We start from the raw sequence: 20,048 nt of genomic DNA, 5'->3' as shown, positions 1-20,048 counted from the left end.
GTTCAATCAAATCAGCCACCCAGGGCAATCAGCACGACAAAGCACAATAAAATGCCAACAAAGGCAATGCCGGGATGAAGTTGCAACGGCGCCATACCCAGACGCTCGAATCCTGTGACTGCGGGAATTCTGTGACTGTTCAGTTGACTCCAGTAGCCGCCAACCCCAGCACTCAAATGACGCAGCAGTGCCATGGTATCGCGCCACAACGGTCTCAAGCCGTTTGCCGGCATCGTGGCTTCAGCCAGAATCTTGCGCAGCATTGAAAACAGCACGACACCAATTAGCACCGGCCAGATTGCTCCCCAGATGGCGTGAGGGGTCAGTGTCGAATCAATAAAACCTGTCGCCTGGGGCAACCAGTAGACACCACTGGTTACCAGAACAACCATCACCACAGAAACCGACAGACAGGCATTGAGGCTCGCAGGCGACAGGGCAGTTTTTGCCGAGGACGACTGCAACAGGTCGATAAAGCGCAACAGCAACACTGTGGTGCCAATCGCCGTCAGCGGCAGCAAAGCAACGACCCATGGCAAATCCGTCAACACCGTTTTGAGAGAAGCTTTTGCCAGCGCACCACTACTCAAGGGCAGCCCCACCATGGCAACCACTGGCAGCAACACCACCAGCCACGCCAGCCAACGCTGCGGAGATTGGCTTGTCAGGGCCGGCGCGATGCCAACACTGAGGAACAACGCCGCCTTGGCCAAACCATGATGCGCCGCGTAAATGATGATTGCCGCAGCCAGCAAGGGCCATAGCTGAGGCTGAATCAGCGCCGAGCCGACTGCCACAGTAATGATCCCCATCTGGCTGATGGTGGAATAAGCCAGCAGTGTTTTGGGGTTGCGCTGTACCACACCGACAGCAACCGCAACGAAGGCTCCGGCAAACCCCAATACCACCATGACCAATCCCAGCGTCTCAAGACCACTGTCCCCCATTGGCAGGAATCGTAACCAACCGATCAACCCGGCTTTGACCATCAACCCACTGAGCAGGGCACTGGCGGGCACTGGCGCCACCGGATGGGCCCGGGGCAGCCAGAAGTGGGTACCCAGCAAACCGGCCTTGATGCCAAAACCCAGCATCAAAAGCCAACTGACCCAGGCAGGTTGGTCAAGCGCCGCCTGTCCGTCGGCCAACACCGCGGGGGACGTAGCCATCGACCCAAGATTTGAGGAACCGTTGCTGTAGGTGAGACCAACCAGGGCAGAAAACAACAGCACTTCGCCGACCACCACCCACTGAATGTAAGTCTTGCCGGCACGCATAGCCTCATCGCTACCGGAGTGAACCACCAGACCGTAGGCAGCGAAGCTCATCAGGGTAAAAAAGGTGATAAAACCGAACACATCCTGAGACAAGGTCAGTCCAAAACTGCCCGACATGCAGAGCAGAAAGCAAAAGCTGTAGCGAGCCAGCTGCTGGTCTCGCTCAAGGTAGTAGCGACCATAAAGACCAGCGATTAACCACAGCACCGACGCCAGCAGCAACAGGGTCTGTGAGGTTGGGTCGAGCCGGAGCAGGCTGCCGAAAAACACGGCGGGCAATTGCAGTGATTGCTGGGGTAGCCACAGTGCTGTAATCAAAGCTGGTAAAGCAGCCCAGGGGGTAAGCCGTATACACCGTGCGCGAGTGGCGGGCATCAACACCCCGAGCGCAACCAGCAGCGGGGTCGCAATCACCATGCCCAAAGGCACCAGTGAGCCTTGCATACTGGCAGCCACCCCCTCAAAAAGCTGGCCATACTCCAGCGAGGCGATCAACTTGGCCAGACTCAGAGGGCTGGTGACAACACTGGCAAAAATCCCCACAGAAACCACCATCAACGACGTGGCAACCGGCGGCAACAAAAGCATCCAGGAAGTTTCTGTAAAGCCCTCAGGCTTATCCCACTCACGCTCGGCCGGTTTGAACCAGGCGGCATAGAGCATCGGCAGGAAATAAATGGCATTGAGCAGACTGCTGATCGCGAGAACCCCGAGCACCCAGTACGCCTCCTCTTCCAGGGCCCCGAGCCCGAGGTACCACTTGGAAACAAACCCTGCCAGTGGCGGCAAGCCAATCATACCCAGTGCTGCAATGGTGAAGGCCGCCATAGTCAATGGCATGCGCCTACCGACACCATTCATGGCGCTGACCTTGTGAACCGACAGGGTTTCGGCCAGATTGCCGGCACAGAAAAACATGGTGATCTTCATCAAGCCCTGATGCACCAGATGCACCATGCCTCCGATGGTGGCCAATGGCCCGGCGATGGCCGTACCCAAAGCGATGTAAGACACCTGACTGACCGTGGAAAACGCCAGTCGCTTTTTAATGTCATCCTGAAATACCGCGCGCACCGAGCCATAAACAATGGTCAAAGCAGCAATTCCCGCTAACCAGACCGTCAATCCAAGCTCCTGAGCAAACTCGACACCATAGACGTCGTAGACCACCCGGATGATGCCGAAGGCCCCGGCTTTGACTACCGCCACGGCGTGCAGCAATGCACTGACCGGAGCGGGAGCCGCCATGGCCACCGGCAACCAGCCATGGGCGGGCACCAGAGCGGCCTTTACCCCCAAACCAGCAATCAGCAGTACAAAGATGATTTTCAACTGACCCTGATCCAGATGCGGCATGGAAGGCAGCACCCCGGTCACGGTAAAGTCAAGTGGCCCGGCAATGGCCTTGAGCCACACCACTCCGGCCAGTAACAAAGCACCACCAATCAGGGTGTAAGTCAGGTAGATACGGCCAGCCTTGATGGAAGCCGCGTTGCCCTTATGAACCACCAGCGGGTAGGTTGCCAGCGTCAGAAACTCGTAGAAAATCAAAAAGGTAATCAGGTTTCCAGCCAGGGCGATCCCCAAAGTGGCCCCGACGCAAAGACTGAAAAAGCCGAAAAAGCGATTGCGATTCGCGGTGCCCTCCAGATAACCGATGGCATAGATGGTGGTAAGAAACCACAACATGCCAGTGAGACTGACAAACAACAACGACAGGGTATCGGCGTGCAGTACCAGATCCATACCCGGCATCAAGGGTAACCGGGTTTCAAATACGGCACCGTCGTAGACACCGGCAATCAGCAACACGATCAGGGCCAGACAGATGATGCAGGCGCCCAGATTCAATATTCTGCGCAGACGTATCTGGTCATCTCGCAGGAAAAAAATCATCACCCCCGGCACCAGCGCCGAGAGTACAATCAGCAACGGTAACAGCGTATGTAATGTCATTGCCAGCCCCCCGCCACCGTTGCAGAAACAGCCGCTTCAGGGCCCAGCAGCCCCATCAACCAGTCGGTGTTAAAGCCCAGCAATACTGCGGCAAGCGCCAGCACCAGGCCACTCCAGCTCTGGCTCCGGGACACGGGGCGAGCAGCACCCGTATTCATCTGAACTGACGGCATCTGACTGAATGCCACCGCCACCACCCGGCCAACATACAGGGCCGCCAATAGCCCGCCCAGCAGCATGATGACTACCCACCACCACTGGCCGCTCTGGATGGCGGTATTAAGCAGCAACCACTTAGCGATAAAACCGCCACTGGGTGGCAAACCAATCAGGCTGACACCGGCTATGGCAAAAGTGAAAACCGCCACCGGTTGCAAACGGGCCACACCCTGAACCCGATCAATCTCATCGTGACCGAAGTAGTTCTGAATATTGCCCGCAGCCAAAAACATCGCGGCCTTGGCCAAGGCATGGGCGACGATAAAAAACACCACGGCGATCATGGCTGAACTGCCTAGAGCCGATGAACTGCCCAGAGCCGATGAACTGCCATAAGCAGCCGCCAACGGAAACAACAAAAACAGGTAACCCAGTTGTGCCACCGTGGAATAGGCCACCAGTAATTTCAGACGCGAGGTACGGAACGCCTTCACACAACCCCAGACAATCGCCACTGCCCCCAGAACACCCAGAAAGTTCATGGCCACCTCGGTGGTCGCGGGGGACAGAACATCCAGCCAGAACCTGGCCAGCAGATAAAAAGAGGCTTTGACCACCAGCGCCGACAAAACAGCACTCACTGGCGCCGGTGCGCTGGCATGTGCTGGCGGCAGCCAGAAGTGCAGAGGCAGTAAAGCGGTTTTCAGCAGCAAGCCCACAGTCACCAGTGACAGGCTGGCCCAGGTCGCCGGATTGATCTGGACGCTAGCAGCCAACTGCGCCAGATCCAAGGTGCCATAGACTCGATACAGTAAGGCGATACCCAACAGGTAGCAGAGCGAACCCAGTAAACCTACCAGCGCGTAACGCAGTGCCGCAGTCAGAGCCGTACGGGTTCCGGCAAGGCCCACCAATGCCGCCGCAGAGAGGCCGATCATCTCCAGAGCAACATAAATATTGAAGGCATCGGCCGCCATAAATGCCGCATTAAGACCTGCTACCAATAGCCACCACAGCGGCCAGAAACGTCCGGCACTGGCACCATTAGAAAAATACTGGCTGCTGTAGAGACTCAGAAACAACACCAACACCGCGGTGATCAACAACAGAATAACCGCCAGACCATCGACCACCAGATCAATCCCCAATGGCGCGCCCCAGCCGCCCAGGGTATAGCGCAGCACACCTTCAGAGCCCAGCGATTGAACGGCCCTCAGCATCATCAGCACCACAGCCAACTGCAGCAGCGCAAACAGGCTGCTGAGTCCGGCCAACCATCTAAAACTTCGGAGCAACCCGCAGAGGATCGCCGCCAGCAGAGGCAAGGCCATCAGCAGGGGTAACAACCAAAGAGGGTTGCTGATCATGATGAAACTCCTTGCCCGCGCTTGTCGGACAAATGGATTTTCAGCGCCAGCCACAAGCACAAGGCTGTGCCGGCGACAGCCACCACGATGCCAGTCAAAACCATGGCATGGGGTACCGGGTCGGTGATCTCACCGTGACGGGCACTGGCCAGAAACACCATAAAAACACCAATGCCGATGATGTTGGTGGCAATCAGCTTGCGAATAATGTGCACCGACGCAATCACACCGAATACACCAATACCAAACAAGACGATTCCAGACAGGGTGTAAATCAGATCCTGTGTCATGGAGCCCCCTCCTTGTCAGGTGCGGCGGCCATATCATGCAACTGGGTAAACAGTGCTAACAGAATCGCCGCGATTGACACTGTCGCCAGAGTTTCGATCAGTAATATCAACCAGCCGGCATGAGCCACCGGGTATTGCAGGGTGGTGCCCGTGATCAGGCCACTGACCGCGGCAACCAACATAAACATCAGCAGACCGACCATGAGAGACAGTCGCGCGGCACTTGATTGCCAGCAAAAACGATGGCGACCAGCCACCGTCAGGGCAACCCCGGCACCGGCGATCACGGCAGCAGCCTGAAAGGCCCCACCGGGGGAATAAGCACCAGTCCATAACAGATAGCCACCCACCAGCAAGGCCATGGGCACCAACCAGCACAACAGGCCTGCCAACAGCGGGCTAACCGGTTTGCGTTCATCCACAGACAACCAGGGTGCTGCATCAGCATTGGGGCCAGGCAGAATCGCCAACGCTACAATCAACAACACCGCAATCTCCAACAGGGTGTCGTAGCTGCGAAAGTTAAGTAATACCGCAGTCACCGGATTTTCAACACCACTACGATCCAGATGAGTACTGACCCATTCGGCAAGACCGGGTGTGGCCTTGTCAGTGGAAATCACCGCCAACATCAGCGCGAGACTCAACAACGAAATCACACCACCCAGGAGCCAGCGGCTTGCCAGCGACAATCCGGAGCGGCTGTGTTTGCCCTCGCTAAATTCAAGTCTCAGGAACATCGTCCACCTCCTTAAATTCAGCGGGCTGACTGGTTTGCAGCGCGTCCTCATCAGCCAGCCGCCGCCAGGCAATGAGTAACAGGGCGCCAGTCAAACCGGCGCCAATGGCAGCTTCAGCAATAGCCACATCCCAGGCATTGAGGCGCACCCAGATAATGGTGACCAGCAACCCCATACTGATGTAAAGCAAAATGGCCGTGAAGACTTGACGAGCCAACAAACTCAGCCCGGCCAAAGTCAGCGCTCCTGCAGCCAGCAGCATATCGAGCAGCAATTCAGTGTTCATGGCGGCCTCCTGTGCTGTGTTTCATTTGACAGGGTTCTCTGGCGCTAAGCCTGCTACAGGCCGTGTCCTCGTCAGTCTGATCTGCGCAGCCATGATGGGCGATTAAAAAGCTGGTAACGGCACCGGAAATCATCACCAGCACCCAGATTATGATCAGCTGCAAGGCATCAAAACCGGAGGCCACCTGCGGCACCAATGCCAGAGCGATCAGACCCAAACCGAGATTATCGGCCTTGGTCAGGGAATTGAGCCGGCTGAAGACATCGGCAAAGCGCAGCAGCCCAATTGATCCAGCGGCAAAGAAGAACAGCCCCATCAGACTGGTGACTACCGTAAAGACATCGCCAAAGCTCATGGGTTTCTCCCCGCCAGGGCGACAAATGTGATCACAATCAACGGCGACAGCAACGCCAATACAAGTGCGGCATTGAGCAACGCCGCCTGTTGCTGCACAACTGCCAGCAGCATCAGTATCGCCACCCCGGCGGTACCAAATAATTGCGATGCCAACATGCGGTCGGTACTGGTCGGGCCGGACATCACCCGCACCAATCCGGATAACAGAATCAACATCAACACCAGACTGACACCCATCAGATAACTGGCCATCATAAGACCTCCTGATGATTGTGCGCTGTACTCCCGGGCTCGATCAGGCACAGGCCGAACAGGGCCGCAATTCTGTTTTCACATTCGCGCAACTCGCTGGAATGGTCACAATCCATATCAAGCACATGAATAACAACCTCATCCTCGCGCCAGGCTGCGCTGACGGTGCCCGGCAAGAGGCTGACAATGTTGATAAAAAACAGTCGTGGGCGTCCCTCCGGCAGAGTCGTAATATAGTGAATAAAACCCGATGCCCCGGCATGCTTTGGCGAGATGGCAAGCAACGCACTCTGACAACCGCCTTTGAGCGACTCGATCAAAAAGAAGGGAATAAATTTGAACAGCGCCAGCAAATTCAGTGGGTAATCTGTTGCGGCGGAGCTGCACGAATGGCTGGCGAACAGCCGGATGGCGCACCAGCTGGCCAGCGGCACCACAATAATGCCGATCACCCAGGAGTCAGGCGCACCGCGGGTCAACAACAGCCATACCAGAGCAAACACCAAGGTGGATTTCAGCCATGGCATCACCGCCACAGTCGCAGCCGCAGCCGCAGCCAATTTGCTCTGCCAGGGATAATTAATTTGCATGGACATCTCCAAACTCTGAGCGCCTGAAACAGCACGCCATAGCCAATTCATTGACCTACAGGCATTCGATTGCGCCTGTATTACCTAGAGTAAGGAAATCAAAAAACAATAAAAGTCGAATATTTCTAGCCAATACATCGACTTAACCGAGCTATATTAAAGGCAGAAAATTATTCCTTTGCACCGAACCTGTTAATGACCAAACAGCGAACTTCGAGCGCTGTCACAGATGGCGGCCACGGCAGGATGCTTTACTTTTCGCTCGGCCGAAATGGCATAATACTTCTGTTTAACCTCTTCAATTTTACCGATGACACGTACGTTAAAATTTTTGCAAATTTCCTCTTCAATGGTTGAGGACATAAAAAAAACACCCATACCGGCCTGACCAAAAGATTTCATCAGCGCACTGTCATCAAATTGGCCACAGACAACCGGATGAATATCCTGTTGCTGAAACCAGCCATCAAGCAATTGACGAACCGCGTATTGCCCGGTCGGCAATATCATGGGAGCGTTATTCAATGATTCCGGGAAATTACGGCCATATTTTTTAGCCAGGCGTGGCGCTGCAAAACAACTTAAAGTGCTTTCGCCCAATTGATGATTGTAGGCTTTAACACTGAAGGCGCTGTTAATCGGTGTATCGCTCAAAACCATATCCACTTTATGCACGGCCAAATCTGCCAGCATGGCATCCATGGGCCCTTCTCGACTGGTAAGAGCAATATCCTGAGGCAAGTTCAACGCGGGCTTAATGATTTTGTAGACAATGGTTTTTGGTAACGCACTGGCCGCACCAACAATAAATTCTGATGCACCAACCGATGGTGCTCCACGCAACACGTCATTGAGTTCCTGACCCAATTCAAAGATATCATCGGCATAGCGCAGCACCAGACGTCCAGTCTCTGTCAGTTGCAAACCTCGGCCAGCCTTATCAAACAGCCGGCTGCCTATGTGGCTTTCCAATTGCGACAACTGCCCACTGATGGTTTGCGGCGTGATGTGCAACTTCTCACTGGCTCTGGCGATGCTACCTTCGTGAGCCACCATCCAGAAATAATGTAAGTGCTTGTAATTAAAAATAGAGCGCATAGCCAAACCTTATGTCAATCACCCCGAAATAAAATCATCGCTTTATTCGATGAATAAACTAAACAATAAACGATTTTTCTAAATTTACCAGATTGCTACTCTGTCACTTCCAATGACTTAATCACTTTTTTCTCTTATTCAAAAGGACAGACAATGTTAGTGAAAATTCATGCTCGCGGCCTTTCGCTATCAGAAAACCTGAAACGTTATACAGAATCCAAAATCAGAATGGCTTTGGGAATTTACGGTGATCGAATTAAACGTGCCGATATATTTTTAAAAGACATCAATGGCCCCAGAGGTGGCATGGATATGGACTGTAAAATCACCATCCGCCCCGATGGCCAACCCGCCATTACGGTCCAAAAAACTACTGCCGACATGTATGATGCGATCAATGTCTGCAGTCAGAAAATCAAGCGGGCCGCCAGAAGACGCTTCGATCGTCTGCTGCAAAAAAGAACCTATCGCGTTGAGAATGATGTCTCAGAACAGTTGAGTCAGTAGCGAATAACGCCAACATTAGAACAACTTTTTTCGAAGTAATGACAGAAAAAATACGACTTTTACTAACTATCCGGAAAGAATACATTGGACATCAGGAAAATCATTAAAAGCGGGATACGGTCTTAACTGAACTGTTCTGAAAACCATGACGTAATTTGGACTATTCAGCCTCATGCCATCGATCCCACTCAAGTCAAGGTATGATGTTATGTTCGCCATCTACACGCCACAGGGACGCAGTTTTTCAGGGACACTGGAACGCCTTCGTAAAATTGAAAGAACGGCACAATCGCAGTCCAGCAGGTCACCAGCCGATCATGAAGCGGATTTGATCGATCAGCACAGTGTTGAGGCCTATCAGATTTCAGACAAGGCCATCACCCAATACCGGTCCATGCTGCCTCAAAAGCAACAACGTGACCCTATTTATCATGCTTATCAGGTTATGAGCCAACCGGTTCAGACTTTGAATGGAGACTGGAGCCTGGCTCGGACAAAAGAAGCCTTTCAGCAATTCAGTTATGCCGCATTCCCGGTCATCAACAACAGAATGCAACTGACCGGGTTGCTGTCACGGGGAGATTTTTATGAGCATCTGGCCACGGCTGACTTCCCTCCGAGACTGACTGAGACATCCATTAACGAATCTTTTATACGTAGCGACAACCAGGTCTACGCCGCTGAACCAATCACCGACATCCGCCGTATTGCCTGGCTGTTATTTAACAAGCGTCTGACAGCACTGCCCATTGTCGAGGACACGGGCCGACTGATTGGCATCGTATCCAGAAGTGACATTTTGCATTGCACCATCAACGACCCACCGCTTTCACTGTGGTGTTGATGCAGCAATAACGAACGAATCAGGTGATCAATTCACAGGGTTAACTTCCCCCGCTAAGATAATCTCCCAGCACACCCGCTTCCAAATCGGCCGTCAGGGACGCCGCACCCACCACATCACCATCCTCTTTTTCATACCAGCGTGGCTTGTTGATATAGATCACTCGAAGATCACTGCCTTGGGGAATTTGCGCAAACTCTTCGGCACTCAAGGCTGCGGTGTAATCACTGCCCTGCTTCCAGACAACCTTGCCAGCGGCATCGGTGATCTGCCATATCGGATACCCCGGTGCATTGCACATCCACTCAAACGTGACCGGTGTCATTTCATGCACGGACAATGCATTGGAATCGGCTGTAAAGAGATAGCTCTGGGTACACGATGGCGTGCGCTTTGCGTCTTCAATTTTGTTGATCTCCAGCGCGCCTTCGGGAATCAAGCTGTTTTGATGATCCATGATCGACAGGGTAAAAAAACCGCCTTCCACTTGATTAACATCGCCGTCATTAAAAATTTGTACACACACCTGAACTGAAGCCGGCGACGCACTGGCCCCCTCGGATAACGCAAAGGTTAAGAGCAACAAACAAAAAGCGACTGGTGAAAATGATCTGGTCATGGGGATTCAATCTTTTCTAATTATTATGAACACACAACAATAGAGGCACGAAATCATCTCAACAACCCCACACAAGTGGGATAGGCAGTATTATTAGCGACCCGATCAACATATCCGGTCACAGCTACTATTGGATGCAATCTCATCGACTCAGCCAAACCACTCGCTTCAAACCATGCAACTCTTTGACAGTAATCGAGAAGCTGATGATGGCTTTTACACAGAATAATTTTGTTTATCTAAAAAAAGCCCTGAAACAGGGCTAGGGGGATCGCTGACACTAAGTCAGCAGGAGGTGCAAACGAGTTGCTGAGGAAGACGGCAGTGCCGGTGTGCGACTTATACTGCAACACACCGATTCTACTGCAACACACCGATTCGCAAAGAGGATTGCAGATTTAACAGCCGGCCACTGGCCTTGGCAGATTCAATCAGACGATGTGTTGCCAGAATGGCCTCGTCCAGATTATCTATGACCCGCTGCGCTACCGGATCGTTACGGCCATAGCGTTCACGAAAACTGAAATGACGCTGTTGCTGCAATTTTTTCATATCAACCAATAACTGTAATACCTGTTCGGCGGAGCTGGATGAAGAACCGGAAGAGTCACCCTCGCTGTCCACAACCGAAATTTCCAGAGCGGTATCTACCGATGCGTCTTCACAGGTAAAATTTGGGGGCTGTGCGTAAGCATTCATGACAAATCCTCTTTCCCGATGGTTTGAAACATTGTAATCAAACCCTGAGAAACAACCATTCGAACATTCCTGTGCTTTACTCCGATTTTTTCGAATTAGGCTCTTGATTTAGATTCTCGACTCAGATTCTCGAATTAGGCATTCGGATTAGACTCTCGAACTAGGCTCTCGAACTAGACTCTCGAACCAGACTATTGCATAAAACTGGCAAACTTCTGCTGTGCTGTATCGATCAGCAATTTGACGCCTGGATGTTTTACTTTGCGCTCCGGTGAAATGGCGTAAAACCTCTCGGTGACTTCCCGAGTACGGCCTATCACTTCGACACCGTATTGCTGGGTGACGTGATCTTCAATGATTTCAGGCGTACAAAAGACGCCATAACCGGACTGACCGAAGTATTTCATCATGGCGCTGTCATCAAATTCACCGACAATATTCGGAGCTATGTTTTCACGATCAAACCAGGCCTGCAGATTGATTTTCTGGCTGGACTTGTCACCACAAATAAGAAATGGGCACTGATTCAATGACTCAGGAAAATCGACCCGAAGTAATTCGGCTGTATCGGGAGCGGCATAAAAACTGAGACCACACTCGCCCAGAAAGTGGCTGTATGCCTTTATCGCCACTCCGGGCGTCAAAGGCCGATCCGACAGGATAAAATCCAGTTTGTTGAGAGCCAACTCTGACAACAACGAACCAAAATCACCTTCACGACACAGCAATTTGGTGTCGCCTTCGAGCTCGAAACTTTTTTCCAGAATCTGAACCGCCAGAGTCTTCGGAATCACATCAATCACGCCAGCGCAAAATTCGAAGGCCTGTTCCGCACCCTGATGTTTGATGCACTGTTGCAATTCCGTCCCGAGGGCAAAGATATCTTCGGCGTAGCTGAAAACAACTTTACCCATGCTATTCAAAACCAGTCGCTTGCCCTTGCGATCGAACAAACTGACACCCAGATAATCTTCAAACACAGAAACCTGACCACTGATTGTCTGCGGTGATACATGCAATGACTCCGAAGCCTTAACGATACTGCCCTCGGTTGCCACCGCATAAAAATAGCGCAGGTGATTATAATTTAACTGTTGTCCCATTTCGGCATCCTCGTCTAGTCCTCTTATCCAGCTCCATACAACCGCTACAAGCTTGCACTGTATTAAGTATTTTTCGATGAACGCGTCCGATTAATACGACTTTTATTAAATCAGACAAATTTCTACAGTGGCCTTGTTTATCCTTAAATTCATCAGGCTTGATGCCCGGAGATATCAACAATGAAACTAAGCATTCAATTTAAAAACCTGAAAGGTGACGGCCCGATAATCAGCCACATCGACCACAAGTTTTCATTCGTCTTTGCCAGAAGCCAGCACAGTATTGAAAGCGCCGCCATTACCCTGAAAAACATAAATGACCCCAAAGGCGGCATCGACAAACTCTGCCAGATCGTGATCAAACCGGTGGGTCTGGGCAAAATTGTCGTGACCGAAAAACGCCAGCACCTGACTGAAGCCATTGATCACTGCCTGCATCGGGCCAGCCAAAGTCTGGACCGCAAACTCAAGCGCCGACACAAACTGTCCAAAAGGGCCTACAGGAACGCCGCCATGTTCGATTTACCTGCCGCCACATGAAATTCCCATTCAAGCCAATGCCGCTTCTTCTGTTAAGCGGCAAACCACTGGGTAATCACCGTAAAAGTTGGAATGCCGATCAGTACGTTAAAGGGGAAGGTAATACCCAGCGATGCGCTGATCGACAAACTCTGATTTGCTTGCGGTAAAGCAACGTGCATAGCCGCCGGTACCGCGATGTATGAAGCACTGGCACCCAATACCGCCAGCAGAATGGATCCACCCACCGACAACCCCAGAGCCAGCCCCAGAAAACAACCCAACAGGCCACCAACAATCGGCATGGCAACACCAAAAGCCAGCATAAAGCTGCCCAATCGTTTGATATCACCCAGACGACTGGCGGCGGTCATCCCCATTTGCAACAGAAACAGGGCCAAAACACCGTTGAACAACTCGAAGAAAAACGGAGTGACTTTGTCGACGCGGTCACCGGCCAGATAGCCAATTATCAGACCACCAACCATCAGCACCATGCCCTGATTGAACAGTACTTCATGAATTAATTGCTTGGTCGAAGGCGATGCCACCTGAACCCCATCCGCATTGACACCGGCATCGACACTCTGTGCCTGTCTGGCCAAAAGCAGCCCAACAACAATTGCCGGCATTTCCAGCAGCACCACAAACAGTGGAATATAAGGTTCGTAGGCAATCCCCTGAGCTTCAAGAAAAGCCACGGCCACGGCGTAGGTACCGACACTGACAGAACCGTAATGAGCCGCAATGGAAGCCGCATCGTAACGCTTGAGATCGCCAATATAATAAAGCACTGGGAAAGCAATCAGGGGCAGTAGCAATCCCAGCAGAATAACGATAAAGGACTGACTGACCAGCTCCCAGGAAGCATGCTCTGCCAGAGCCACACCTCCCTTGAGCCCGATAGCCACCATCAGAAACAGAACCAGTGACTGATAGAGGCTTTTGGGGAACTGAATTTCAGCGCGTACCAGTGCGGCAAACACACCGAGTATGAAAAACGCAATGCCGACATCCAACTGCATAGTTCTTACCTCTGCTCAATTAGATCTGATCGGATTATTCAACCGGAGCCAAAGCCGATGTCGGTTTGGGCTCAGGCGACTGTCCCCGCAGTTTTGTAACCACAGCCAGTGCGGCAATCGCGACACCCAGAACCATCAGGCTGATGCCAATACTCGCCTGTGAAGCAACAACGCCCCCTAGAAGGGTTAACATGACACCGACCACCAAACTGAAATTGAATTGCTTGCTTGTCATAAATACCTCGACACAATGTGGTTTGAGCAGCGTTCTACTGCATTTGAATTGAGGGCCATTGTGCCTGTTATTAGAAATAGATAAAATTTGATATTATTTATTCTATGTATAGACTTTTATCTATATCTATAATTATCCAGGATCTGGCAGGGCATCATGAAATCAAGGCTTCACGCTCATATAGGTACTCTGAGGCAGTTAGAAATCCTGCTGGCCGTGCACGATCATGGCAGCATTAATGGGGCCGCAAAGGCGCTGTATCTGACCCAGCCCACCGTATCCATTCAGATGAAAAAATTAGCGGATGCCATTGGCTTGCCACTTTACAACATCACCAATCGCAAACTGATTTTCACTGATGAAGGATTGGAGCTGGTCAAAACAGCGGTGGAAGTACTGGACAGTTTTGCCCGCCTGGATATGTCACTGAGCGACATGCGTGAACTGAAAACCGGTACCCTGCGTCTGGCAGTGGTGAACACATCGCAGTATTTTATTCCCCATTTGCTGGGGCCATTCTGCGAACGTTTTCCCGGGATCGAGATACAACTGAAGGTTGGTAACCGCGAACAAACCATTGAGCGTCTCAAGCGAGGCGTTGATGACTTTTACGTTTTCAGCCATCCACCACAGGATGCCGATACCGAAAGCATCGAGTTTCTGGACAACCCGCTGGTTGCCATCGCCTATGAAGATCATCCTCTGGCACAGCGCAAGCGGCTGTCACTGAAGAACCTGCTGGATGAACCTTTTCTGATCCGCGAACCCGGCTCCGGTACCCGTCATGCGGTCGAAGAATTTTTGCGCGACCGTGGCATCGAGCTGAACGTAAAAATGACCATCGAGAGCAACGAGGCCATTAAGCATTCGGTGATGTCAAAGCTGGGCATCTCCATTGTATCTGCCCATACCCTGACCTACGGCGGACAATCGGGCCTGATCAAATTACCGGTTAAAGAATTACCTATCGACTCCCACTGGTTTTTTGTCTGGTCAAAGTCGAAACGGCAGACAGTGATCGCCTCCGAATTTCTTCAATACGTGGAAACCGAAGGTAAGGAGTTGCTCTACCGTGATCTGATACAGGCCTAGCGCCCTTTGACCCGAGCCTATCGTCCTTTGACCCGAGCCTAGCGCCCTTTGAAAAGAGGCTGGCGCTTTTCCTGAAAAGCCAGACATCCTTCAAGAAAATCCTCAGAGGAGCAACACTCCAATTGCACTCTGGCCTCCAGCGCCAACTGCTGATCGAGACTGTTGTTATCGAAAGCGCGCATGGTCTGTTTGAGGCAGGCCATACCCAACCCCGGCCCCTTGGCCAAGCGCTGAGCCATCGCCTCAGCTTGCGTCACCAACTGATCATCCGGGAGCACCTTCCAGATCATGCCCCATTGATCGGCCTGATGTGCGCTGATGGATTCCCCCAGCAACGCCATTCCCATGGCTTTGGCTCGCCCCACGGATTTGGGTACCAGCCAGGTACTGCCCAAATCGGGAATAATGCCCAGCTGCGGAATAAATACCTGCTTAAAGCTGGCAGACTCGGCCGCCAGAATGATATCGCCGACCAGAGCCAGGCCCACGCCACCACCGGCAGCGATGCCGTTAATGGCATTGATGACCGGCTTCTCCAAATTGGCCAGCTTACTGATCACCGGATTGAAGTATTGCTCCATCTGCTGTTGAACCAGTCGCCCCTGAGCTCGCCGGGCTGACTCACTGGCGTCGGTGTTCATAACCGTCAGATCCGCGCCGGCGCAAAAGGCCCGCCCCTTACCCGTTAACAGCACAGCTTTGATGGCGTCGTCCCGAGCGCATTGGTCAGCAATCTCCGACAACTCCACCAACATGATTTGATTGAGACTATTGAGGCATTCGGGGCGATTGAGCACGACCCGGGCAACGCCATGTTGCACATTGAATTCGACAGTTTCGAAACTCATAACGGCTCCTGAATTATTATTATCGGAACCAGTATGCGCTGAAAATAATGGCAGTGGATTGTTTTAAAGAACCTAAATACTTGCCCGGACAGATCAAACCGGCCGGGCAATCCTCCTTGGAATAGACATTATTGCGGAGTCAGTGTCTCCAGAGTTTTGCCATGGGGATAGGGTTTGGCCTGCTCATCAAGGCAGACAAATACGATTTCATCCACCGTCAGAATGGATTTGCGGGTGGATTTGTTGCGGGCATTGCAACGTACCGTCAGGGATGTACGACCCACTTTTACTACTTCACAACCGATTTCAACGATATCCCCCTGAAAGGCCGACGATTCAAAATCCACCGTACTCATATGGGCCGTAACCAGCCTTTTGTAATCCAGCTGACAAATGGCGAAGATGGCGGCCTCTTCGTCAATCCAGGACAACAGTCGCCCCCCGAATAGAGCGTTCGCCGCATTCAGGTCATCGGGTTTTACAATTTGTCGCGTGTAATAGTTCATCGTCTCTCTCCTATAGTATTTAACGGCGCTCTGCCGACCCATTGCCCAGCAACTCATCCAACGTCAACTGATAACTGGGTGCAAACGTTTTCAGAAAGTAATCCACTTCCGGCATCGACAACTGCTGCAAACGCTGCTTGATGTCTTCGGCTGCCCGGGAAAATTCCTGATTCCCCGCAGCCAGCTCCGACTGACATTTAAGATAGGCCGACAAGGTATCTGCGGCTTTGATAAAGCGATGGTGATGCTCGGGAATATTTTCTGACAGCATTACCCTGGCGTAGTCGGCTTTAAGCACTTCGGGCAACAGCCCCACCAGCTCCTGCTCGGCTTCTGTCTCGATGGCTTTATAGGCTTCCCGGATGGCCTCTGAGTGGTATTTGATGGGGGTTGGCATATCGCCGGTAATCACTTCACTGCAATCGTGAAACAGAGCCGCCACCACCACCGCATTGACATCCACCGAACCGTTAAAACAGCGATTGTGGATTACCGCCAGACCGTGGGCGATGGCACTGACCTCCCAACTGTGTTCCATCACATTTTCTGTGATGGCGTTGCGCTTGAGGCCCCAGCGTTGAATCCAGCGGATTTTACTGAGGTAGGCAAAGAAGTGACTTTTGATCATAAAAACCGAGGCCCTGTTCATCAGGTAAATTGCTCAGGTAAGAAACAACCTTACCTGAGCACAATGACGGCCTCAATTGTTTACCCGCCTCTATTGGACGGGAACATAGGGTTCCGGAGCCGGAAACTGGATGGGCGGTTCCTCAGCCAGAGACTTTCTGAACTTCAAAATTTCATAAGTCACTGCCGGTAACACCCAGGTCAATTGCTCGGTACCTGTGGCATAGCCGCCAGTACCGCCATAAATTCCGCGTAACTCTTTCGGGTCTTTTAACAGGTCGTGCACCTGGGGAAAGTTCAGTTTAACCGGAGCCCCCATCATGCTGTCCTGCTTGATGTAATGGATTTTAAAATTACGCCATTTATAAGACTGCATATTATCGCCATTGTAAGCCGGGAAGCCTTCACGGGCAGACTTTGCAGTTTTACCGGTAAACAGTTTTATCTGATCAACCCCGTCAATCATGCGATCCTCTGGCACGGTGTAACCAGCGACGGATGACAGTGTCGGCATCACATCGGTGATGTGCACAATTTCATTGCTGACCGAACCCGCTTTGATCTTACCGGGCCAGCGAATCAGAAACGGCGTTCGCAGCGAGCCCTCCAGAGTCGTAAAGTAATTGCCACGCCATGGGCCGGCGGTACCGGTATAGGACGGCGCCTCTTCCGGGCCATTTTCCGACATCCAGATAATAATGGTGTTATCGGCCACCTTGAGTTTATCAACGGCATCGAGCACCAGCCCCGCGTTGTAATCCACTTCCATCAGCACATCGGCCCAGGAACCATTGCCGGATTTGCCTTCAAAATCCGGGTGCGGCAACGGTGGCAAATGGGTTTGGGTAAACGGCAGATAGACAAAGAACGGCTGTTTGGCTTTGACGTTCTTTTTCATAAAGGCAATGGTTCTTTCCGTCAGCTCGCGATCAATGGTGCGACGGGTATCAAGATTATAGTCTTTGACTTTTTTGGGTGTGGTGCCGGTAGTTGATTTAAAAATCCCCGGCAGCGCCACCACCTTTTCATCAAAGTGAGGCTGGGTCGAATACATGGCTTCGTCGGTGGTATTGGGAATGCCATACCACTCATCAAAGCCCTGATCGGTGGGCCAGCGGCCCGGTTGATCACCCAGATGCCATTTGCCGTACATGGCAGTGGCGTAGCCTTCCTGCTTGAACAACTCGGCCATGGTCACTTCCCAGCCCACCAGACCATAGGGCAGCCCCCACACCACTTTGGTGGTACCGGAGCGAATCGGGTGGCGACCACTCATCAGGGCCGCACGGGAAGGCGTACATTGGGGCTCCACGTTAAAATTGAGCAGTTTCATGCCCTCATTGGCCAGCTCATCGAGCCTCGGGGTTTCGGCACCACGCAGAATACCGCCACCGTAGGTGCCAATTTCACCCCAACCCAGATTGTCCATCACCATCAACACCACATTGGGTTTGTCCTTAGCCTGAACCAGAGATGCCATCAGCGACATGGCCGCGACGAGCACCATGGGTCTCACATTCATATTGATCACCTCATTACTCCTTTTCTGTTATTACCTGCTTTATTTAACTCTAGTCCAAAGTTAACTCTGATCTAAGTTGATCCTCCGGCGCGGACTCAAGACCTCGATCCTGAAACCGATCAACCGGGTGAAACCATACCCTGTTGTGTAAACCAGCCCGTCAAAGCCTGCTGTCGAACCACATCAAACACCCCCATAGACTGATACCAGGCGGGCGTCAGTGGCGTACCTGGCTCGGCCAATAGGCGCCTGACCATAGGAGCCAGAACCACCCCCTCCAGATGCCAGACACCCAGCGGCTGATCTGGTGTGACCACCACTTCGCGGGCCTCAATAAAGTGATCACACACAACCGGCCGGGTCTCGACCAGCACGCGATCAGGCCGTGGAGGTTCGTGCATGGGCACCTGATCGGGCCACAGCTGGCGGGGTTGCCAAAAGGCGGCATCAGGCCAACTTTGTTCCTGCTGATAAAAATCCCGCCCCAGACGGGCAAACCGCATAAAAGCGTGGTGCACCCGTTCACGATAAAACTGCTTGGCCAGTTCGGCATTGTTCGATCGATGCAACAGGGTATTAACAATGGCCGGCGCGATTAATCCGGTGGACAGAGCCTGAAAAATGCCATTGCCCGACAACGGATCAACCGCCATCGCGGCATCGCCAATACGGATACTGTGGGAACTGACAGGCTCGGCAGTCAACATGGCTGTGGCACTGCGCGCGGTTAATTCGTGGGTTTGTGTGGCGTTTTCTGTATAGGCTTGAGCTGCCGGACACTGGGCCAATACCGACCCGAAAAAATCCGACAGTTGTTGGCGCGGCGGAATCTTCTCAGCCGCCAAACTCAACTGGGTATAACGGCTGCCATCACCAAAGCGGGCCAGCCAAATCCAGCCCGAGTCAAAACTGACTATCTCCGAGCGTGCCTGCTCCGGTTCACCCTGCCAAGATTGCAGTAAGCCGAGCGTCTCAGGTCCACGCATACGCTGTTGTGCCGCACCCGGTGCATTGCGGCCGCGGGCATCGATAAAGAAATCCGCTGTTAATACGGACGCTGTTTCCTTGTCCGACCCGTGAGGGTTCTGATACTGCAGGGATATGCCGCAGGCTGTTTCATTGACCGGCCCCACCTTTGCATCCAGCAAACGGACACCGGCTTTTTTAAGGTCAAGCTGCAAGGCCGCGTCCAATTGATCGCGGCGCACCAGCTGTTCCCAGTTGGCCTGAGAGCGCTCGCCATTCCATTCAACCGTTCGTTGTGATGGCGCTGCCAGAGTGGCAAGAGCGTGTTCAAAACCCAGTTGTTTAAACGCCCCCATCACCCGAGCGGATACTCCCTCGCAGGCAACATACGCTCTGGGCGTGCTGATAACCGTGACGTCAAAACCCAGATCCACCAGGCTTTTTGCCGCGGCAGCTCCGGCGGGCCCACAACCGGCAATAGCGATATGACATCGGGAAGGCATGAAAGTCTGACTCGCAGCTACAATTCAGGTTTTATACTAACCAACAAACAACCACATGGGT

23 protein-coding genes are annotated in these 20,048 nt (G+C 52.4%); 4 read left to right on the top strand and 19 right to left on the bottom strand.

The genetic code is table 11. The features are described 5' to 3' along the window. Window positions 1-11: 11 nt before the first annotated feature. The 9 genes from ACPXV9_RS03325 to nhaR (ACPXV9_RS03285) all read right to left on the bottom strand — a co-directional run bounded on the left by ACPXV9_RS03325 (window position 12) and on the right by nhaR (ACPXV9_RS03285) (window position 8,372). Entirely contained in the window at window positions 12-3,233 is a 3,222-nt protein-coding gene (locus tag ACPXV9_RS03325) for a complex I subunit 5 family protein (RefSeq protein WP_423894570.1), read from the bottom strand. Continuing rightward, window positions 3,230-4,759, bottom strand: a complete 1,530-nt coding sequence (locus tag ACPXV9_RS03320) for a complex I subunit 5 family protein (RefSeq protein WP_423894568.1) — start codon at window positions 4,757-4,759, stop codon at window positions 3,230-3,232. The genes ACPXV9_RS03325 and ACPXV9_RS03320 overlap by 4 nt, the downstream gene beginning before the upstream one ends. Beyond that, window positions 4,756-5,049, bottom strand: a complete 294-nt coding sequence (locus ACPXV9_RS03315; protein WP_423894566.1) for an NADH-quinone oxidoreductase subunit K — start codon at window positions 5,047-5,049, stop codon at window positions 4,756-4,758. Before ACPXV9_RS03315 ends, ACPXV9_RS03320 begins: the two co-directional genes overlap by 4 nt. Next, on the bottom strand, window positions 5,046-5,789 hold the full coding sequence (gene mbhE, locus ACPXV9_RS03310) for a hydrogen gas-evolving membrane-bound hydrogenase subunit E (RefSeq protein ID WP_423894564.1): 744 nt from the start codon (window positions 5,787-5,789) through the stop codon (window positions 5,046-5,048). Before mbhE ends, ACPXV9_RS03315 begins: the two co-directional genes overlap by 4 nt. Further along, entirely contained in the window at window positions 5,773-6,075 is a 303-nt protein-coding gene (locus tag ACPXV9_RS03305; protein ID WP_423894562.1) for a DUF4040 domain-containing protein, read from the bottom strand. Before ACPXV9_RS03305 ends, mbhE begins: the two co-directional genes overlap by 17 nt. After that, entirely contained in the window at window positions 6,065-6,430 is a 366-nt protein-coding gene (locus tag ACPXV9_RS03300) for a monovalent cation/H(+) antiporter subunit G (protein WP_423894560.1), read from the bottom strand. The genes ACPXV9_RS03305 and ACPXV9_RS03300 overlap by 11 nt, the downstream gene beginning before the upstream one ends. Continuing rightward, window positions 6,427-6,687, bottom strand: a complete 261-nt coding sequence (locus ACPXV9_RS03295; RefSeq protein ID WP_423894558.1) for a monovalent cation/H+ antiporter complex subunit F — start codon at window positions 6,685-6,687, stop codon at window positions 6,427-6,429. The genes ACPXV9_RS03300 and ACPXV9_RS03295 overlap by 4 nt, the downstream gene beginning before the upstream one ends. Beyond that, entirely contained in the window at window positions 6,684-7,274 is a 591-nt protein-coding gene (locus tag ACPXV9_RS03290) for a Na+/H+ antiporter subunit E (RefSeq protein ID WP_423894557.1), read from the bottom strand. The genes ACPXV9_RS03295 and ACPXV9_RS03290 overlap by 4 nt, the downstream gene beginning before the upstream one ends. Window positions 7,275-7,466: 192 nt before the next feature. Beyond that, window positions 7,467-8,372 carry a transcriptional activator NhaR gene (gene nhaR / locus ACPXV9_RS03285; protein WP_423894555.1) on the bottom strand — a complete coding sequence of 302 codons (906 nt, stop codon included), beginning with the start codon at window positions 8,370-8,372 and terminating at the stop codon, window positions 7,467-7,469. A 153-nt stretch (window positions 8,373-8,525) separates the two neighbouring features. On the opposite strand from nhaR (ACPXV9_RS03285), the gene ACPXV9_RS03280 reads away from it, so the two are divergent. After that, window positions 8,526-8,879, top strand: a complete 354-nt coding sequence (locus ACPXV9_RS03280; protein WP_423894553.1) for an HPF/RaiA family ribosome-associated protein — start codon at window positions 8,526-8,528, stop codon at window positions 8,877-8,879. Window positions 8,880-9,087: 208 nt separating this feature from the next. Further along, window positions 9,088-9,723, top strand: coding sequence for an HPP family protein (locus ACPXV9_RS03275; RefSeq protein WP_423894551.1), 636 nt, complete (start codon window positions 9,088-9,090; stop codon window positions 9,721-9,723). 40 nt (window positions 9,724-9,763) lie between these two features. Here ACPXV9_RS03275 and ACPXV9_RS03270 read toward each other — a convergent pair whose 3' ends face one another. The 3 genes from ACPXV9_RS03270 to nhaR (ACPXV9_RS03260) form a co-directional block, all read right to left on the bottom strand. Further along, complete coding sequence (locus ACPXV9_RS03270; RefSeq protein ID WP_423894550.1) at window positions 9,764-10,342, bottom strand: hypothetical protein; 579 nt, start codon at window positions 10,340-10,342, stop codon at window positions 9,764-9,766. A 360-nt stretch (window positions 10,343-10,702) separates the two neighbouring features. After that, window positions 10,703-11,041, bottom strand: a complete 339-nt coding sequence (locus ACPXV9_RS03265; RefSeq protein WP_423894548.1) for a hypothetical protein — start codon at window positions 11,039-11,041, stop codon at window positions 10,703-10,705. Window positions 11,042-11,232: 191 nt separating this feature from the next. Next, window positions 11,233-12,144, bottom strand: coding sequence for a transcriptional activator NhaR (gene nhaR, locus ACPXV9_RS03260; RefSeq protein ID WP_423894547.1), 912 nt, complete (start codon window positions 12,142-12,144; stop codon window positions 11,233-11,235). A gap of 180 nt (window positions 12,145-12,324) precedes the next feature. Here nhaR (ACPXV9_RS03260) and ACPXV9_RS03255 point away from each other — a divergent pair, with 180 nt between their 5' ends. Further along, window positions 12,325-12,684, top strand: a complete 360-nt coding sequence (locus ACPXV9_RS03255; RefSeq protein WP_423894545.1) for an HPF/RaiA family ribosome-associated protein — start codon at window positions 12,325-12,327, stop codon at window positions 12,682-12,684. A gap of 32 nt (window positions 12,685-12,716) precedes the next feature. Here ACPXV9_RS03255 and ACPXV9_RS03250 read toward each other — a convergent pair whose 3' ends face one another. Further along, window positions 12,717-13,688, bottom strand: coding sequence for a sodium-dependent bicarbonate transport family permease (locus ACPXV9_RS03250; RefSeq protein WP_423894544.1), 972 nt, complete (start codon window positions 13,686-13,688; stop codon window positions 12,717-12,719). Window positions 13,689-13,722: 34 nt separating this feature from the next. Continuing rightward, entirely contained in the window at window positions 13,723-13,923 is a 201-nt protein-coding gene (locus ACPXV9_RS03245) for a hypothetical protein (RefSeq protein ID WP_423894543.1), read from the bottom strand. Window positions 13,924-14,079: 156 nt separating this feature from the next. Between ACPXV9_RS03245 and ACPXV9_RS03240 the strand changes: the two genes are divergently transcribed. Beyond that, window positions 14,080-15,015, top strand: a complete 936-nt coding sequence (locus ACPXV9_RS03240) for a LysR family transcriptional regulator (protein WP_423894541.1) — start codon at window positions 14,080-14,082, stop codon at window positions 15,013-15,015. 38 nt (window positions 15,016-15,053) lie between these two features. Here ACPXV9_RS03240 and ACPXV9_RS03235 read toward each other — a convergent pair whose 3' ends face one another. The 5 genes from ACPXV9_RS03235 to qhpG all read right to left on the bottom strand — a co-directional run bounded on the left by ACPXV9_RS03235 (window position 15,054) and on the right by qhpG (window position 19,987). After that, entirely contained in the window at window positions 15,054-15,863 is an 810-nt protein-coding gene (locus ACPXV9_RS03235) for an enoyl-CoA hydratase-related protein (protein ID WP_423894539.1), read from the bottom strand. Window positions 15,864-15,991: 128 nt separating this feature from the next. After that, window positions 15,992-16,369, bottom strand: a complete 378-nt coding sequence (locus ACPXV9_RS03230) for an acyl-CoA thioesterase (protein ID WP_423894537.1) — start codon at window positions 16,367-16,369, stop codon at window positions 15,992-15,994. Window positions 16,370-16,388: 19 nt separating this feature from the next. Next, window positions 16,389-16,997, bottom strand: coding sequence for a 5'-deoxynucleotidase (gene yfbR / locus ACPXV9_RS03225; RefSeq protein WP_423894535.1), 609 nt, complete (start codon window positions 16,995-16,997; stop codon window positions 16,389-16,391). A gap of 90 nt (window positions 16,998-17,087) precedes the next feature. Next, window positions 17,088-18,518, bottom strand: a complete 1,431-nt coding sequence (locus tag ACPXV9_RS03220; RefSeq protein WP_423894533.1) for an arylsulfatase — start codon at window positions 18,516-18,518, stop codon at window positions 17,088-17,090. Window positions 18,519-18,637: 119 nt separating this feature from the next. Further along, on the bottom strand, window positions 18,638-19,987 hold the full coding sequence (gene qhpG / locus ACPXV9_RS03215; protein WP_423894532.1) for a flavin-dependent monooxygenase QhpG: 1,350 nt from the start codon (window positions 19,985-19,987) through the stop codon (window positions 18,638-18,640). Window positions 19,988-20,048: the final 61 nt, after the last annotated feature.

It is taken from the genome of Candidatus Pelagadaptatus aseana (assembly GCF_040362265.1).
In the GTDB taxonomy this organism is placed as follows: domain Bacteria; phylum Pseudomonadota; class Gammaproteobacteria; order Pseudomonadales; family Cellvibrionaceae; genus Pelagadaptatus; species Pelagadaptatus aseana.
This window is presented reverse-complemented; position numbering and strand designations above follow the sequence as displayed.

Excerpts from the sequence above, each read along its gene's own strand:
- ACPXV9_RS03290 (WP_423894557.1), bottom strand. The coding sequence starts at position 7,274 with ATGCAAATTAATTATCCCTGGCAGAGCAAATTGGCTGCGGCTGCGGCT.
- nhaR (WP_423894547.1), bottom strand. The coding sequence starts at position 12,144 with ATGGGACAACAGTTAAATTATAATCACCTGCGCTATTTTTATGCGGTG.
- ACPXV9_RS03230 (WP_423894537.1), bottom strand. The coding sequence starts at position 16,369 with ATGAACTATTACACGCGACAAATTGTAAAACCCGATGACCTGAATGCG.
- ACPXV9_RS03315 (WP_423894566.1), bottom strand. The coding sequence starts at position 5,049 with ATGACACAGGATCTGATTTACACCCTGTCTGGAATCGTCTTGTTTGGT.
- ACPXV9_RS03270 (WP_423894550.1), bottom strand. The coding sequence starts at position 10,342 with ATGACCAGATCATTTTCACCAGTCGCTTTTTGTTTGTTGCTCTTAACC.
- ACPXV9_RS03240 (WP_423894541.1), top strand. The coding sequence starts at position 14,080 with ATGAAATCAAGGCTTCACGCTCATATAGGTACTCTGAGGCAGTTAGAA.
- ACPXV9_RS03305 (WP_423894562.1), bottom strand. The coding sequence starts at position 6,075 with ATGAACACTGAATTGCTGCTCGATATGCTGCTGGCTGCAGGAGCGCTG.
- yfbR (WP_423894535.1), bottom strand. The coding sequence starts at position 16,997 with ATGATCAAAAGTCACTTCTTTGCCTACCTCAGTAAAATCCGCTGGATT.
- ACPXV9_RS03280 (WP_423894553.1), top strand. The coding sequence starts at position 8,526 with ATGTTAGTGAAAATTCATGCTCGCGGCCTTTCGCTATCAGAAAACCTG.
- ACPXV9_RS03255 (WP_423894545.1), top strand. The coding sequence starts at position 12,325 with ATGAAACTAAGCATTCAATTTAAAAACCTGAAAGGTGACGGCCCGATA.
- ACPXV9_RS03220 (WP_423894533.1), bottom strand. The coding sequence starts at position 18,518 with ATGAATGTGAGACCCATGGTGCTCGTCGCGGCCATGTCGCTGATGGCA.
- nhaR (WP_423894555.1), bottom strand. The coding sequence starts at position 8,372 with ATGCGCTCTATTTTTAATTACAAGCACTTACATTATTTCTGGATGGTG.
- ACPXV9_RS03245 (WP_423894543.1), bottom strand. The coding sequence starts at position 13,923 with ATGACAAGCAAGCAATTCAATTTCAGTTTGGTGGTCGGTGTCATGTTA.
- ACPXV9_RS03250 (WP_423894544.1), bottom strand. The coding sequence starts at position 13,688 with ATGCAGTTGGATGTCGGCATTGCGTTTTTCATACTCGGTGTGTTTGCC.
- ACPXV9_RS03295 (WP_423894558.1), bottom strand. The coding sequence starts at position 6,687 with ATGATGGCCAGTTATCTGATGGGTGTCAGTCTGGTGTTGATGTTGATT.
- ACPXV9_RS03320 (WP_423894568.1), bottom strand. The coding sequence starts at position 4,759 with ATGATCAGCAACCCTCTTTGGTTGTTACCCCTGCTGATGGCCTTGCCT.
- ACPXV9_RS03275 (WP_423894551.1), top strand. The coding sequence starts at position 9,088 with ATGTTCGCCATCTACACGCCACAGGGACGCAGTTTTTCAGGGACACTG.
- ACPXV9_RS03300 (WP_423894560.1), bottom strand. The coding sequence starts at position 6,430 with ATGAGCTTTGGCGATGTCTTTACGGTAGTCACCAGTCTGATGGGGCTG.
- qhpG (WP_423894532.1), bottom strand. The coding sequence starts at position 19,987 with ATGCCTTCCCGATGTCATATCGCTATTGCCGGTTGTGGGCCCGCCGGA.
- ACPXV9_RS03325 (WP_423894570.1), bottom strand. The coding sequence starts at position 3,233 with ATGACATTACATACGCTGTTACCGTTGCTGATTGTACTCTCGGCGCTG.
- ACPXV9_RS03265 (WP_423894548.1), bottom strand. The coding sequence starts at position 11,041 with ATGAATGCTTACGCACAGCCCCCAAATTTTACCTGTGAAGACGCATCG.
- ACPXV9_RS03235 (WP_423894539.1), bottom strand. The coding sequence starts at position 15,863 with ATGAGTTTCGAAACTGTCGAATTCAATGTGCAACATGGCGTTGCCCGG.
- mbhE (WP_423894564.1), bottom strand. The coding sequence starts at position 5,789 with ATGTTCCTGAGACTTGAATTTAGCGAGGGCAAACACAGCCGCTCCGGA.